This is a genomic window from Moraxella marmotae, assembly GCF_042219885.1.
GTDB classification, from domain to species: domain Bacteria; phylum Pseudomonadota; class Gammaproteobacteria; order Pseudomonadales; family Moraxellaceae; genus Moraxella; species Moraxella marmotae.
In genome coordinates this window covers 2,252,928-2,268,209 of sequence record NZ_JBHJHR010000002.1, presented here as the reverse complement: position 1 = coordinate 2,268,209, position 15,282 = coordinate 2,252,928, and the positions used below count along the sequence as shown (strand labels likewise).

Sequence of the window (15,282 nt, the reverse complement as noted above, 5' to 3'; positions counted from 1 at the left end):
GCTTGCGACCTTTTCGCAAGGCAAAGGCGGTTAGTCCGTCAGTACCTGGCGCACGTCCCAGCCCCAGCTCTACTCGACCAGGGAAAATGGTTGCCAGCGTACCGTATTGCTCCGCCACCACATAAGGGCTGTGGTTGGGCAACATCACGCCGCCTGAGCCGACTTTGAGCGTTTGCGTGTTGGCAAGGGTGTGCATAATCAACAGCTGGGTGGACGAACTCGCCAGATTTTGCATATTGTGATGCTCGGCGATCCACATTCGCTCAATGCCGATTTTTTCCAAATGTTGAGCAAGTTTGATGTGCGATGCAATGGCATCTTGAGCGTTTTGCCCTTCACGGATAGGCACAAGATTTAAAGCGGATAATTTCATAGCGTTCTCCAAATCGGTATGTTTGATGGCGTTTATTATAGGACAAACCTGATCCAAAACCTTGCTTAAAATAAGCAGATTTTTGCCTAAATTGCCAAAACTCGCAAAAAAAACGTCCGCTCTTTTGCAAATACAAGCGGTCTGATTTTTTTTGAATTTTCTGCAAAAATGCCGTCTGAAATTTGCTTTCAGACGGCATTACTTATTCAAAAAAAACTCAAAAATTTTCACCCGCTCTTTCAAAACAACTTTTCCAAATGCTGTTCCCAACGCGCGAAATTTTTCTCAATTTGCGGATTTTTCATCACGCCAAAACGTGCATAACTTGGCAATATTTCTATGCCAAAGAAATGATAGATCTAATACAGGGAAATACAGTTCATCTGCCTGAAATATAATTTGACAATGATAGTTTCGACGGGAAGAGTTTAAGGGCATTTAATTAGCTGGGTTTTAGATTTTTAAACGGGAATGTACCAGATTAAGCAATTTATAAACCCATTTAAAATCTGTTATAGCAGATAAATAGCAAATTAACCCAGAAGAATAACAAAATGCACAAACAATAATGAGCCATAAAAATTTAATTAATCGTTTTTGATTTTTAAGTTGATCAAAAATTGCATTTTTATGTATATTCCAGGTATTGTTTTTTAACTGTTTCGGTAGCGTCTTTTCAAATATCTCAAACTCTTTTTCAATATGGAAAAGATTATTTTGCTGAGTCCATAATACTAATGCGCATAGCAAAGTATAAATCATTAAAGAAAGAACACTTCCCCAATGTAAATCTATTTTTACTAAGTTAAAGACAGCTGTCGCAACAGGAATTCCTAATACTTGAGTTACGGATTTACCTAGTGCATCATTAATTCTGGTTGTAAATTTGGAAGCATTTTCTTCGATCTTTTTGACAAATTTACTGTAAGAAAAATCTTCAAGATAAAGATCATACTGTGTTAGTGCTTGGTTTGTTATGTTTACAATATCCGCAACTAAATCGCAGATATCGTGCTGGATCCGTCCTTCTTTCTCTGTTAAGTAATCAGTTAAAGTAGTTGAAAAGGCATTTTTCTTTGCATAAAAATGTTCATCTTCATTATTACCACCTAGAAATCCACAAATTTTATTAATAGCTTGAACTTGTGGTTCGGACAAGTTACGAACAAGCTGAACAAAAGAGTGACAATCTTGGGCTTTCAAAGCCAGTTCTGATGGTTTGTTACCAAAAAATACAACGATATGATTAGTTGTATAGAAACGATTTTTATCGGCCAATAATTGCAATAACTTAGCAATTACTTGGAAATTTCCTTGAGAGATTTGGGCTGTTGAAGCTTGGTATAACCACCACTGATGCTCGACTACATTATCGAAATTTGGATCGTTCCACCATTCCCGTTTCCTATCAAAATAATCTTCGTAACTGGCATAGCCAAACCCGCCTTGCAAGATAGGTTTTAGTTCAAAAGAAGTTTCTTTATCGATTTCAAGGGGATCATCAATTAAATTAAATTCTGCACTTGTATCTACCCAATTCTGCAATGCCACAATATCTTCTTGTTTTTTTAGGTAAAATAAAGCCTGTCAGGCTCTTTTTGCTGACAGACATTTCGGTTACTAAACTAAAAAACTCAGTTAAGATCATTGTAATAAACTCTCGTAACGTTGGGTAATTTGGTCAAATTCATCTTGTTCCAATTCAATTTTTAAGTATTTTTTGTGATATTTATCTTCTTCCACAAAAATACTTTCCCCTAATTGCCCCATTTCCCCTTTAACGGTAATACCCTTATTGGGAAGTGATAAATCAAATTTTTCGTAAGGTCGCAATTTGCCTTCATCAACTTTAAAACATGAATCTAATACAATATTGTTGGTTTGGCGGTAATCACTAAATTTTGGTCGATTTTCTAAACCATAAGTAGTTAATGCATTGTTAAGCAAAGTATCAATATCTTCTTCAATATGAACAGATTCGCCATTTTCATATTTAGTACGCATCAATGTCACTACATCCGACTCTACTTTATAGCGAATTTTAGGATCTTCAAATACGCTAGTGGTATAATTTTTTATAGTCTTCAATGTAGCAGAAGTAGATTTACCATTATCAATTTTTTCACCTACAGGAATAAAATCTTGAATATAGTCAGGTAGTTTAGTATTACCACGTTGAATCCATTGAATATAACAACCTTCAGGTTGTTCATCATTTGGCATTGCATAGTGTTTTTGCATTTCAGTTAGGTTGATTTTTATCCCTACTTTTAATGCATCATTATCTATCACACTGGTATTAGAGAACTCGCCCTGAGTATTGATATTAATATATTTGTTTAGGCTAATTAGTGAAATCAATAAATAATCCATATCATTTTGACTATAAAATACCATTGGTACATATTCACCTGTAGTCGCCGTTTTTTGTGTTACAAAATGATATAATCCTTGTGCTAAATCTTTTGAAAGTTGTAAGTAATTAACCTGTCCTTGATTTGTAAAATAGTTATGAGCTAATACTTGAGATAAGGTGTGTTGAATACCAAAACCACCGCTTATTGAGCGGTTTCTGCCAGATTTTTGTAATTGTTGTTCTGCATAATCCACAAAAGTAGATAAATGGTTATTAGTTGTATGTAAGGCACTCTGTAATTGTAGAGTTGCATTTGTTGATGGGCTATTTTGTTGTTTTTTAATTTGATGAATAACCCCTGCTTTGATTACAATAGACATATTGCTCCTTTGGTATTTTTAAAAAGAATATGTATTGCTAAATTATAACATACTTACAATACTAATTGATGTAAGAAATACAAGATGATAGATGAAAACCTAAAAAAATTACCCAAATTGCTTGCACTTCTGCTCCACATCTGGGTCTCTTTCCAAATTCAACCCTTCGCCAATTTTATAAAACTGCCCACCAGCAACATAGTGCAGGGTTTTAAGTTCATCGGGGGCGTCGTCAAACAGCCAATGCCCATCGGCAAAAATACGGTCGTCCGCCCAAGTGGCTTGCACTTCGCCGATAAACAGATCGTGCTGTTGTTGGTTGTGCGGTTCGCTAATCAGCTTGCACACAATCCACGCCGCACAACCTTTCACCAACGGCACATCAAAGCCGTCTTGATAAAACAATTCTAGTTTATCCAATTTATTGGGCAGATCCTTGCGACTTTCGCCCATATCCAGCACCAGTTGGGCTTGTGCTGCCACAGGAATTTGCACTGCAAACCAGCCGCTTTGCTCAATCAGCGGACGAGTAAAGGTTTTCTTATCCACCACAATCATCAATTTTGCCTGTGGCACAAAATCCAAAGCACACACCCAAGCGGCAGACATCACATTTTCCACGCCGTTGTGTTTGGCGGAAATCATCGTGGTCGGCCCGTGATTGACCAAGCGGTAAAATTTTGAAATCTCAACAGGTTGAATTGCCATACAATGCCTTATTGTTAAATGAATTGTGGTTATTTTATAAGAAACAAGCCTAAGAAAAAAGGTTGAACAAACGGCCAAAAAATCGTTAATTTTTTGCAAAAATGCCGTCTGAAATTGGGTTTTCAGACGGCATTTGTCATTAAAAAACTCTAAAAAAAATCGCCCGCTCTTTTACTTCAAATTCTCCCTAAAAAACGTTGCCAATTTATCAAATGGGATTTTGCTGGTGTTATCGTACAAATCCACGTGGTTGGCATTTGGGATAATCAGCAGTTCTTTGTTACTGCCGGTGAGTTTTTTGAACGCATCTTCGGAAAAATAGCGGGAATGGGCGTTTTCGCCGTGGATCATCAGCACAGGAGATTGGATTTCGTTGATGTAGCTTAGTAGCGGCATATTAGCGAACGAATAGGCGTTGGTCGCCGCCCACGCACCGTTTGAATTGATGCTGCGTGGGTGAAAGCCACGTGGGGTTTTGTAGTATTGCCAGTAATCTTGCACAAACTGCGGTTCATCGCCGTTTAGTTTTTCAGGCAGGCGGACGCTGCTTTCTGCGGGCGTACCGTTTTGGGCGTCTTTGGTGCGTTGGTTGCCAATCTCTTGACGCATGGCGTAACGCTGTGCGGACGTGGTGCTGTCGTTGTAGCTGTTTGCCATCACACGAGCCATATCATACATCGTGCTGGCGACGGTGGCTTTGATGCGTGGATCGGCAGCAGCAGCGTTGAGTGCCATTCCGCCCCAACCGCAAATGCCTAAAATGCCGATATTATCGCCGTCCACGCCGTCTAGATTGGCAAGAAAATCCACGGCAGCGGAAAAGTCTTCGGTGTTAATGTCAGGCGAGGCGACGTTTCTCGGCAAACCGCCGCTTTCGCCCGTGTAAGACGGATCAAAGGCAAGGGTAATAAAGCCGTGTTCGGCTAAGGTTTGGGCATATAAGCCTGAAGATTGCTCTTTGACCGCACCGAACGGACCGCTTACCGCAATCGCTGGCAGTTTGCCTTGGGCGTGTTTCGGCATATATAAATCGGCGATCAAGGTAATACCGTAACGGTTGGTAAAATGCACTTTGCGGTGCGTAACTTTGTCCGATTGAGCGAATACTTTGTCCCATTGTTGGGTAATGGTCAGCGTTTGGGCTGGGATTTTGATTTGAGTCATTGGGGTTTCCTTTGCATATAAAGTGGCACTGAACGCCATCGCCATTGCAGCGATAAGCGTGTTTGTTATCAAGGTTTTCTTCATTATTTTGCTTTCCTTTTTTATTTAAGGCTAAAACCAACCGTTGCCGATCCTGTGCCTAAGGCGTTTTTGAGTTGCTCGGTGTGGGTGATTTTGCCGATTCGGGTATAACGATAAGGCGTAGAAAAACTTTCATAAAACACCACCAGCGTATCGCCCTGATACAGCAATACATCGCCCGCTTCAATCCGTCCGACCGCTTGATCGTTGCGTGGCAACGGGTGGGGCAGGGCTGCGTATTTTTCGTTGCGGTGTAAATCCGTCATCGTCAGCACCAGCGGTAAGTATTTTTTTAATTCGGCGGTGGTTGGGCTGTCCGCCAATTCGGCATCAAACTGTTGGTTGCCTATTTGAATGTGCATCATTGCTCCTTGTGTCGTTGCGGTTTGGGGTTGTGCTTGGGTACAAGCGGCGAAGATTAAGCCAAATAGGGCGAGAGTGAGTTTTTTCATTGTACTGCCTTAATGTTTGATGATGTTTACAAGCGGTCTGTTTTGATTCATTTTTTGCAAATCATCTGATATAACGCCCATTATAAAAAACGCCAGTTACAATGATAATACATAAAATTTGCATAAGATTTATTTGCTTGGGTTCTAAATCAGCTTAAAATAAGCCGAAAATCGCTTAAATTTGGAATGATTGATGTTAAATAGAGAAAACTACAACGACCTTTACGCCTTTCTTGCCGTGGCAAAGGCTGGCAGTTTTACTCAAGCAGCGAATGGGCTGGGGATTTCGCAATCGGCACTCAGTCGCACGGTGAAATTGTTGGAACAACGCTTAGGCGTGCAACTGTTTCACCGCACCACTCGCAGTCTGTCGCTGACCCATTCAGGCGAACAGCTGTTTGCCGTTGCCGAGCAAAGTTTTGAGCGGTTGGATCGGCAACTGACAATGCTTGGGCATTTGAGCGACACGCCGTCTGGCTTGGTGCGGATTACCGCCAATCAATACGCCATTGATAAGGTGTTGTTGCCGAAACTGGCGGGCTTTAAAACCGATTACCCGCAAATCCAGCTTGAGCTGATCAGCGATACGGCACTCACCAACATCATCAGCGAACGCTTTGATGCAGGCGTGCGTTTTGGTGATGTGGTGGCGGAAGGAATGATTGCGGTGCGGATCGGCAATGATGAGAAAATGGCGGTGGTCGGCTCACCTGATTATTTCCACGCCTACGGTTTCCCCAAAACGCCTGATGATTTACGCCACCACCAATGTATCGGCTACCGTTACGCCAGCGGGGCGATGTACGACTGGGATTTGGTGCAAGACGGCAAACCGATTCAAATTAAAACGCAAGGGCAATGGACGTTTTCCAACGATTATTCCATTCGGGACGCAGCAAAGCGTGGGCTGGGTTTGGGCTATGTGCCACAAGATATGGTGGAAGGCGAACTGGCTTGCGGCGAGCTTATTCAGGTGTTGCAACCTTTTAGCCATACGTTCACTGGCTTTCACCTGTATTACCCACACCGCAATGTGTCTTATGCCTTAAGGTGCGTGATTGATTATTTGAAGGTGTAGCTGGTGCAAAATGCCGTCTGAAAATTCACTTTCAGACGGCGTGGTTTAAATATAAAAAATAAAACTCAATAACTAATTAAGATATGGCTTGTTTAATTGCTTTTGCAATTTCATAAGCTAAATTCACAGGCACGGCATTGCCAATCATTTTATAGCCATCATTGACATTTTGATAAATAAATTTAAAGTCATCAGGAAAACCTTGTACTCGAGCCACTTCCCTGACCGTCATTCTGCGGTATAAGTGTTCTTTGCCGATGACGAAACGGCAATCATTTGTCCCATATTTTTCCATTTTGGGGGCTTGTGGGTGTAATTGGCATTGCCTGCCCGATGCTTGAACGGTAAAACCTTGTTCATTCCAGGCTTTGACCCGATTACGGCTCATAAAAATCGGTGAAAAACTGCCGATAAAATACTCATTATTATTAACCGCTTGTGGATTGGTTTTATTCTGTTCTAATGCGGGAACAGCAGTTTCTTGCAAATCCCATATAATATCTTTTAGCGTCAATTTATGGTTGTTATCAACAGTTGAACCAGTTGGAAAATCAAACTTGATATTTAAATCTTTTCTAAATCCGATATAAAAAACTCGTTTACGCTCTTGTGCTACCCCATAATCTTTGGCATTTACAAGGTTTAGACTGACATCATATCCGCATTCTTCAAACATTTTAAGAATGTTTTGTACGGCTTTGGAATGCCGATTGGCGAGCATTCCACTGACATTTTCTGCAAGAAAAAATTTGGGCTGTTTGCTTTTTAAAATACGAATGTAATCAAAAAAGAGCTGTCCCCGTTCATCATCAATGCCACGCAATGAGCCAGCTTCCGACCAAGATTGACAAGGCGGTCCGCCGATAATACCGTCTATATCGTCAGGGAAATCGCTTTCTTTAATTTTGCGAATATCACCTTCAATCAATCTTGTATTAGGGTGGTTAGCTTTAAAGGTTGCCCAAATAGTTTTGTCGTATTCATTGGCAATCGGAATTTCAAAACCAGCTTGCTCAAAGCCTAAATCTAAACCGCCACAACCGCTAAATAAACTAATTACTTTCATTATTTGACTTTGCTGGTGAATATAGTGAATAACTGCATTTTGTTGAGTTATATCATCTGTTGTTTCAATGTTCAATTGTGCTAACTTTTCTAAAAGTTGAGTAGCAACTTCGTTGCCATTCCACGTTAAGGGACGATCAAAAATTAATGTTGGTGTGAGTTTTCCATCAATAATTTGCCAATTTACTTGTACAGCAAGCGGTCTATTTCCATCATATTTATGCTTAAAAGTACGGTAATTTAATGCTTTGCAAGCAAAATAAATATCAGGATTTTGCTTAATATATTCATCAATGGATATGATGTGAGCTAAGACATCATTTGCGGATGAAAAATTTTGCCCAATTAATATATAGTTTGCTACGCCTGAATTTAAAATAGTTTCACCGTTTATTTTTGCGTTACGTTTATCAATGGAAAGATGGCTACCTGAATATACGTCAATAATTTGTTGAGATGTTAGTGATAATCTTCCTGATAGCTCGCCACTTATTTTATTCATCAATTCAAATTTCCATCCGAGCGTAATTGCACCTTGCTCTACTCGCCCATATTGAATTTTATAAATTAAGGGTTTGTTTAGGAAATTAGATAGAATACTCTGGGTTGATTGCTGAATAATACTAGCCCAATTTTGCCCGAATAATTGTTCTGCTCTTTCGGCACTAATTTTATTTTCAAGAAAATCAGCATTCTCTTTTTTATAAGAAATTTTAATTTCTTTCTTTTCTTCACCGTTGTTTAAAAGTAAGTAAATATCTGTTTTGGGTTCTCCTTTATCACAAACTGGTTTGCCTATTTTTTCAACGGTAAAGAACGATTGTTGAAATTTAACTTGTTGCCCAACTTGAAATAAGTGCTGAATGCTTTTTTCAGCCTGTCCAAAATGTTGCATTAACTTCTCCTAATTATACTAAAATGTTACTTATAATCAACACTACATTCCTTGAAAAAAAGAATGAAATGATACATTTAACGCATTAATAATCTTTTCTAGGCTTTTTATGGAAGGATTACGTTTGCCTTGTTCAATACCTGCAAGATAAGTCCGATCAATCTCTGCTTTTAGTGCAAATTTTTCCTGACTGAACCCTTGTGCTTTTCGCAACTCTCGTATTCGTAGCCCTATTTTTTCTAAAATCATATACCCTCCTCAAAATTAGGATTACTTTATCAATATTGTTGACAATAAAACAACGGACTATGAGTAACAATTTAAAATTAAGAAAATAACCTACCTTTAGGGTTGTAAAAATGCCGTCTGAAAATTTACTTCCAGACGGCATTTATCATTTAAAAAACTCTGAAAAAACCGCCCGCTCTTTTACATTTCCGCCTGTTCGCTCACCATAAAATTGGCGATGCGGCGGCTGATGAGCCAGTTGCCGTTGTGTTTTTGATAGCTGTCTTGATAACGCACGCTGTGGGTATGCACGATGTTTTTGCCGTCTTTGTTTTCTACCAGTTTGACTAAGCAATAGTTGATGGCGTCGGCACGGTTTTCATCGGCAAAGGTAACGGTATGCTGTCCGTTGAGATGGTAAACCGTGTGGAAATTTGCCAAAAAATTGCTAAAAACCTGCTCAATTTTGGTGCGTCCTGTCATATCGGCGAACAGTTCGCCGCCGATATAGGTAGTTACTCGTGCGTCTTCGGTGAATAAGGGCATTTGTTCAGCGACTTTTTTCTCGTCTGCGAGATTGGAAAAAGTGTCCACCAAATCTTTTAATGCCAAACGATCTTGAATGTGTTGAAGGTTCATTTTTATTCCTTATTGGTTGTGAATGTGAAATTTTTACCGCTAATTAGTAGGGTAAAGTGGTTTAAACTGATGAATTGAGTTCATCAATGCAAGCGGTCGTATTTTGTTAAAAATCTGCAAATGCCCAATTTATACTTTACCAATTCCCAAACTTTGTCCGCTGTAACACTCTGGATCGGCGATAATTTTGCTGATTAAATCGGCGATACTGCGTTTGGATACTTGCGAACCTTGAAACGGCTCGCCTTTTTGTGTCAGTTGGTAGTCGATTTCGGGGCTGTTGGTAAACCACGCTGGGCGGATTAGGGTGTACGCCAAACCGCTGTTTTCCACGATGGCAGCCGAGCGTTTATAGGGCTGCAAAATCGTTCCGTGATCTTCGCCTGTTTCGTTGTAAATGCCCATTGAGCTGATCCAAATCAAGCGTTTTACACCGCTTTTTTCCATCGCTTTGACGACATTGTCCGCCATTGGCTCAAGGTTGCCGGCAAGGTTGGCATAGACCAAATCTTGTCCTGCCATTGCTTTACATAATGCGTCAAAATCCAATACATCGCCTTTGACAATCCGCACATTCGGGGCGGCAAATTCCGCCAAAGGTTCGCTGCGGCGAGCAAATAAGGTGAGATGAATATCTGGTTTGGCAAGTAATACAGGGATTACTTGACGAGCCAAACCGCCTGTTGCCCCTAAAATTAAGATGTTTTTCATTCGTTTTCCTTACTGTCTGACGATGGGGTTATTCTAAGTCAGGTAATTTCATTTGATTAGCAGGGTAAAATCGCATAGGCTTATGAATGAAATTCATTAATAGGAATGGCGATGTCTGAAAACCTAAACGATTTACGCACTTTTTTATTGGTCGCCGAAACAGGCAGTTTTACCAAAGCGGCGGCACAGCTTGGTGTATCGCAATCGGCGTTAAGCCACGCCGTTCGTGGCTTGGAAACACGGCTGGGGGTGAAATTGCTCAACCGCACCACCCGCAATGTGTCCACGACGGCAGCTGGCGAGCAGTTGCAACAGCGGTTACGCCCACTGTTTGACGATATTGACGAACAGATCAACGCCCTTGGCACTTTTCGCAACAGCCTAAGCGGAACCTTGCGGATCAACAGCACAGAACACGCCTTAAGCACGGTGTTATGGCAGAAATTTCAACAATTTATGCAACGCTATCCTGATATACAGCTTGAGCTGACCTGCGAAACTCGTTTTAGCAACATCGTGGCGGAACGCTTTGATGCGGGCATTCGGCTGGGCGATGATGTGGAAAAAGATATGATTGCGGTGCGAGTGTCGGACGATTTGCGAATGTGCGTGGCGGCAAGTCCTGCTTATCTGGCAAGGCACGGCACGCCGAAAACACCGTTTGAGCTGACCGAACACCAATGCGGTGCAATGCGGCTGATGACGCTCGGCAACTTGCTGGCGTGGGAATTTGCCGATCCGCTGAATAAAGGCAAAGTGGTCAAAGTGCAACCGCAAGGGCAATTTATCGCCAATCAAGCCAATCTGCTGGTGCAATTTGCCTTAGCCGATTTGGGGCTGATTTGGATACCCGCCGACAGCATTCAGGCACAATTGGCGGACGGGCGTTTGCTAACCGTGCTGGACGATTGGGCGATGATTTATCAAGGCTATCATCTTTATTACCCTTCCCGCCGTGCCGATTCGCCGATATTTCAAGCCTTAGTCAAATCGTTGAAAGTGTAACAAACGGTCGGATTTTGGGGATTTTTTTGCAACAATGCCGTCTGAAAAGTGGGTTTTCAGACGGCATTGTTCTATTCAAAAACTTTCAAAAAACCGCCCGCTCTTTTTTACAAGCGGTCAAAAATCACCAATTTTCTGCAAAATCCCCACTAAGCTGAAATTTTTTCTCGCAAAAATGCCACCATACTTTGCACCGTCGGCACTGCACCCCGATTTTTGTAGTACACGGCGTACAGCGGTATGGTTGGGATTTCCCATTCGGGCAAAATCTGTACCATATTTGGCAAAATCATCGTATCAAAAATCGGCAGCAGGGCAATGCCAGCAGCGTCGGCGACCATTTTGCCGAGAAAATTGGCATCGTTACTGCTGATACTGCTGTGTGGCTGGATATGTACTTGATGTCCTTTGTGGCTAAATTGCCATTCTATGCCGTCATATTTGTATAATAGCGAATGCTGGTGCAATTCGTGCGGACTGTTGGGCGTGCCGTGTTTTTGCAGATAATCTTGATGGGCGAACAAGCCGAATTGAATCTCGGTCAGCTTGCGGGCGACCACATTTTCATCGTCAATTACACCGACCCGCAGGGCAATATCCACGCCTTCGTGGATCATATTCACCCGCTTGTTGTTGATTTCCACGGCAAGGCGGACATTAGGATAGCGTTCACGATACTCAGCCAAATGGTGCATCAAAATGCCCCTGCCGATTTCGGTGGACACCGACATTCGCAATAAACCGCTCGGCTCGTTTAAGCGGTGTTGTACGCTGTCTAGGGCAAGCTGTGCCGCCTGCATCATCTCTTTGGCTTTTAGGTAAAACTGTTCGCCCACTTCATTTAGCACCACGCCTTTTTTACTTCTGCCGATTAACGCCGTGCCGAGATTTTTTTCCAGTTCGCTGATACGGCGGCTTAAGCGGGATTTGGGAATGGCGGTAATCTCTTCGGCTTTGCTAAAACTGCCCGCCTGCACCACGGTAACAAACAGGCTGATGTCGTTTAAATTCACATTGTTCATATTTCATAACCTATTTTTGCAACATAATGTTTGAAATTTGTATCTTGTTGCGTTTTTATTAGATTATATAATGGGCATACTTGAACAACAAGGCGATAGCCGCCATTTATCGCTTTATTTTTAACCGCTTTTTATTTTATAGGAGAGCAAAATGGCAAACAAAAAACCTTATGTCCGTTTGGATAAAAATGATGCAGCAATGTTGTTAGTGGACCATCAATCAGGTCTGTTGTCTGTGGTGCGAGATATTGACCCTGATAAATTCAAAAACAATGTGTTGGCAACCGCCAATTTAGCCAAATACTTCGGCTTACCAACCATCTTGACCACCAGTTTTGAAGAAGGTCCGAATGGTCCGTTAGTGCCTGAATTAAAAGAAATTTTCCCTGATGCACCGTATATCGCACGCCCAGGGCAAATCAATGCGTGGGATAACGAAGATTTTGTCAATGCGGTAAAAGCAACAGGCAAAAAACAGCTGATTATCGCAGGCGTGGTTACGGAAGTTTGTGTGGCATTCCCTGCACTTTCGGCGATTGAAGCAGGCTTTGATGTGTTTGTTGTTACCGATGCGTCTGGTACATTTAACCAAATCACCAGAGATGCAGCTTGGGATCGTATGAGCCAAGCAGGTGTTCAGTTGATGAGCTGGTTTGGTATTGCCTGCGAATTGCACCGTGATTGGCGTAACGATATTGAAGGTTTGGGGGCGTTATTTAGCAACCATATCCCTGATTATCGCAATCTTATCACCAGCTTTAATCAACAAAACAGCAAATAAAATTACTGCTTTATAATGCCGTCTGAAAATGCACGCTAAGTTTTCAGGCGGTATTAAATTTAACAACCAACCCAAAAGGAACACCGATGAACCCAATCAAAATCACCGCCAAAACCCACGATGTCGGCGGCATTCCCATTGCAAGACTGTTGCCCAACAAAGATCACCGAACCATCGGTGCGTGGTGCTTTCTTGATCACGCAGGTCCAGCTGGATTTGGCGAAGAAGAGCAGGGTATGCAGGTCGGTGCTCATCCGCATACCAACTTGCAAACCTTCACCTGGATGTTAGAAGGCGAAGTGTTTCACCAAGACAGCCTAGGCAACCGCCAGCTTATCCGCCCAAAACAAGTCAATCTGATGACCGCAGGCACTGGCGAGTACGGCATCAGCCACACCGAACAAACGCCAGACGGCATCAAAGCCTTGCACGCCGTACAACTGTGGATTGCCTTGCCGACAAACCAAGAGATCAAACCTGATTTTACGCATTACCCCAGCTTGCCCGAGTGGTCGCAAAACGGTGTTGATTTTGTGCTACCTACTGGCACTTTTGCAAACCACACCGCACCGACCAAACAATACAGCCCCTTATTGGGCGTAGATATTCAGGTTGCCCAAGCCCAAATGCTGGACATTCCTGCCCAAGCAGGCTGGGAATATGGCGTATTGATACTCAAAGGCGAAGTGCAGATTGACGGACAAACCTTTACTCAAGACGAGCTGGCGAAATTTGAACCGCTTGAAACCGACAGCCGACTGCATATCCACGCTCAAGCAGGCAGCCATATTATGCTACTGGGTGGCGAACCGTTACCACATCCGACGTTGATTTGGTGGAATTTTGTCGCCGATAATCAAGCAACACTGGAAAAAGCCGTCGCCGACTGGAACAGCGGACACCCTCGTTTTGGCAATATCGACATCAGCGGCACCACGCTCACCCGCCTTGTCGCCCCAAAACTGACCGCCAAGATACGCTCATAATGCAAAAACTTACTCGCTTAGCTTAAAAGACAGCAACAAGCGGTCAAAAATGGCGAAAAATTTGCAAAGAAATGCCGTCTGGAAATTCCCTTTCAGACGGCATTTCTCAGTAAAAAAACTCTGAAAAAACTGCCCGCTCTTTTTAACAAGCAGTCAAAAAAAGCAATTTACTCACAGTCATCGATTCCACAAGTCTGCCCGTTAAGCAAGGTTTGGGGTTGCTCGTTTTCTTCGGCTTGTAGCTGGGCGAGTACCTGCAAAAAGGCTTGTGCGGGCTGAGCACCTGAAATTAAGTATTTGTCGTTAAACACAAAGGCTGGCACAGAATGAATGCCTTTGGTTCGTGCTTCGTTTTCATCGGCAAGGCTTTCTGCTTTAAACGCATCGGATTGCAACATTGCAACGGCTTCGGTTTTGTCTAAGCCTGCTTGTTCGGCAAGGTTGGCTAAAGTTGCCAAATCTGCCAAATTTTGACTGTCGGTAAAATAAGCGTGGTAAAGTTTGGTGTTCAGCTCATCGCCTTTGCCTTGAGAACTTGCCCATTTTAACAAGCGATGAGCATTTAGGGTGTTGGTGTGTTGAGCTTGCTCCACATTCATAATTAAGCCAACATCTTTGCCTGCTTGGTTGATGTAGTTCATCATTTCTAGGGCTTGTTGCTCTGATTTGCCATATTTGCTTTGTAATTTTTCTTGGGTGGAATAGCTTGGCTGTTCGCCTGCATCTGGGTCAAGGCGGAAGGCTTTGTGGCTAATTTCTAGGCGGTCTTTGCCGTCAAATTGGGCAAGGGCGTTTTCAAGATGTTGCTTGCCGATGTAGCAAAATGGGCAAGCGTAGTCAGACCAAATTTCAAGTTTCATTGTTCACTCCAGTATGTGTAAGAATTGGGCGTATTATAGATCAAACAAGCGGTCAATTCTTGCCTAAATTCTGCAAATTATTGCCTGATTTGATAAATAAAGAGAAGGTTAAAACCCCAGCATAACGCTGGGGTTTGCGGTTAGGCAAATACTTCAGCGAGGGTTTTACAGCTCATCATAAGCATCAACCACGTGGCTGGAATACACATAAGCTGCACCTGCGTTTAAGGCGATTGCTGTGCCGAGTGCAGCGGCAATTTCTTCTTTGCTAGCCCCTGCTTTTTTGGCGGCGTGGACGTGTGCCGAGATACAGCCGTCGCAACGAGTAGTTACGGCAACGGCAAGGGCGATTAGTTCGTGAGTTTTGGCGTCCAGCACTGAATTTTCACGAGTTGCTACGTCTAGCTGGTGGATAGCTTTTGCCACAGGCGGATTGGCTTTGGCGAAGTTACCCACGCCTTTGATTAAATTAGATAAGGTTTCTTTCCACATTTTTTG

Annotated in this window: 18 protein-coding genes; 4 read left to right on the top strand and 14 right to left on the bottom strand. The window is 42.5% G+C overall.

All coding sequences use genetic code 11. From position 1 onward, the window contains the following. The 7 genes from ACFBZI_RS10485 to ACFBZI_RS10455 all read right to left on the bottom strand — a co-directional run. On the bottom strand, window positions 1–373 hold a 373-nt coding region (locus ACFBZI_RS10485; protein ID WP_375716270.1), incomplete at its 3' end, for an MsnO8 family LLM class oxidoreductase. Beyond that, a complete protein-coding gene (locus tag ACFBZI_RS10480; RefSeq protein WP_375716269.1) occupies window positions 336–572 on the bottom strand; it encodes a hypothetical protein in 237 nt (78 codons plus the stop codon). The genes ACFBZI_RS10485 and ACFBZI_RS10480, both read right to left, overlap by 38 nt. A 254-nt stretch (window positions 573–826) precedes the next feature. Next, the gene (locus tag ACFBZI_RS10475) at window positions 827–1,924 is read right to left on the bottom strand and encodes a hypothetical protein (protein WP_375716268.1); all 1,098 of its coding nucleotides are present in this window, start codon (window positions 1,922–1,924) and stop codon (window positions 827–829) included. A gap of 93 nt (window positions 1,925–2,017) precedes the next feature. Continuing rightward, window positions 2,018–3,109 (bottom strand): nucleoid-associated protein, encoded by a 1,092-nt coding sequence (locus tag ACFBZI_RS10470; RefSeq protein WP_375716267.1) that lies wholly within the window; start codon window positions 3,107–3,109, stop codon window positions 2,018–2,020. Window positions 3,110–3,217: 108 nt separating this feature from the next. Next, a complete protein-coding gene (locus tag ACFBZI_RS10465) occupies window positions 3,218–3,817 on the bottom strand; it encodes a flavin reductase family protein (RefSeq protein ID WP_375716266.1) in 600 nt (199 codons plus the stop codon). Window positions 3,818–3,988: 171 nt separating this feature from the next. Next, on the bottom strand, window positions 3,989–4,981 hold the full coding sequence (locus ACFBZI_RS10460) for an alpha/beta hydrolase (RefSeq protein WP_375716265.1): 993 nt from the start codon (window positions 4,979–4,981) through the stop codon (window positions 3,989–3,991). 101 nt (window positions 4,982–5,082) lie between these two features. Then, entirely contained in the window at window positions 5,083–5,514 is a 432-nt protein-coding gene (locus tag ACFBZI_RS10455; protein WP_375716264.1) for a cyclophilin-like fold protein, read from the bottom strand. 193 nt (window positions 5,515–5,707) lie between these two features. Here ACFBZI_RS10455 and ACFBZI_RS10450 point away from each other — a divergent pair, with 193 nt between their 5' ends. Further along, window positions 5,708–6,592: a LysR family transcriptional regulator gene (locus ACFBZI_RS10450; protein ID WP_375716263.1), complete on the top strand. Its 885-nt coding sequence runs from the start codon at window positions 5,708–5,710 to the stop codon at window positions 6,590–6,592. Between the two features lie 76 nt (window positions 6,593–6,668). Here ACFBZI_RS10450 and ACFBZI_RS10445 read toward each other — a convergent pair whose 3' ends face one another. From ACFBZI_RS10445 to ACFBZI_RS10430, 4 genes are all read right to left on the bottom strand, one after another. Further along, complete coding sequence (locus ACFBZI_RS10445) at window positions 6,669–8,552, bottom strand: DNA cytosine methyltransferase (RefSeq protein WP_375716262.1); 1,884 nt, start codon at window positions 8,550–8,552, stop codon at window positions 6,669–6,671. 42 nt (window positions 8,553–8,594) lie between these two features. Next, entirely contained in the window at window positions 8,595–8,801 is a 207-nt protein-coding gene (locus ACFBZI_RS10440; protein ID WP_375716261.1) for a helix-turn-helix domain-containing protein, read from the bottom strand. A 180-nt stretch (window positions 8,802–8,981) separates the two neighbouring features. Further along, entirely contained in the window at window positions 8,982–9,419 is a 438-nt protein-coding gene (locus ACFBZI_RS10435; protein ID WP_375716260.1) for a nuclear transport factor 2 family protein, read from the bottom strand. Between the two features lie 129 nt (window positions 9,420–9,548). Then, window positions 9,549–10,130: an NAD(P)H-binding protein gene (locus ACFBZI_RS10430; protein WP_375716259.1), complete on the bottom strand. Its 582-nt coding sequence runs from the start codon at window positions 10,128–10,130 to the stop codon at window positions 9,549–9,551. A 111-nt stretch (window positions 10,131–10,241) separates the two neighbouring features. Here ACFBZI_RS10430 and ACFBZI_RS10425 point away from each other — a divergent pair, with 111 nt between their 5' ends. After that, window positions 10,242–11,135, top strand: a complete 894-nt coding sequence (locus tag ACFBZI_RS10425; protein WP_375716258.1) for a LysR family transcriptional regulator — start codon at window positions 10,242–10,244, stop codon at window positions 11,133–11,135. A gap of 149 nt (window positions 11,136–11,284) precedes the next feature. Here ACFBZI_RS10425 and ACFBZI_RS10420 read toward each other — a convergent pair whose 3' ends face one another. After that, the gene (locus tag ACFBZI_RS10420) at window positions 11,285–12,157 is read right to left on the bottom strand and encodes a LysR family transcriptional regulator (RefSeq protein ID WP_375716257.1); all 873 of its coding nucleotides are present in this window, start codon (window positions 12,155–12,157) and stop codon (window positions 11,285–11,287) included. Between the two features lie 151 nt (window positions 12,158–12,308). Here ACFBZI_RS10420 and ycaC point away from each other — a divergent pair, with 151 nt between their 5' ends. Continuing rightward, complete coding sequence (gene ycaC / locus ACFBZI_RS10415; protein ID WP_375716256.1) at window positions 12,309–12,938, top strand: isochorismate family cysteine hydrolase YcaC; 630 nt, start codon at window positions 12,309–12,311, stop codon at window positions 12,936–12,938. Between the two features lie 86 nt (window positions 12,939–13,024). Next, complete coding sequence (locus tag ACFBZI_RS10410; protein ID WP_375716255.1) at window positions 13,025–13,924, top strand: pirin family protein; 900 nt, start codon at window positions 13,025–13,027, stop codon at window positions 13,922–13,924. Between the two features lie 167 nt (window positions 13,925–14,091). Here the strand turns inward: ACFBZI_RS10410 and ACFBZI_RS10405 are convergent, their stop codons facing one another. Next, window positions 14,092–14,784 (bottom strand): DsbA family oxidoreductase, encoded by a 693-nt coding sequence (locus ACFBZI_RS10405; protein ID WP_375716254.1) that lies wholly within the window; start codon window positions 14,782–14,784, stop codon window positions 14,092–14,094. A gap of 165 nt (window positions 14,785–14,949) precedes the next feature. Further along, entirely contained in the window at window positions 14,950–15,276 is a 327-nt protein-coding gene (locus ACFBZI_RS10400; RefSeq protein WP_375716253.1) for a carboxymuconolactone decarboxylase family protein, read from the bottom strand. Window positions 15,277–15,282 lie beyond the last annotated feature (6 nt).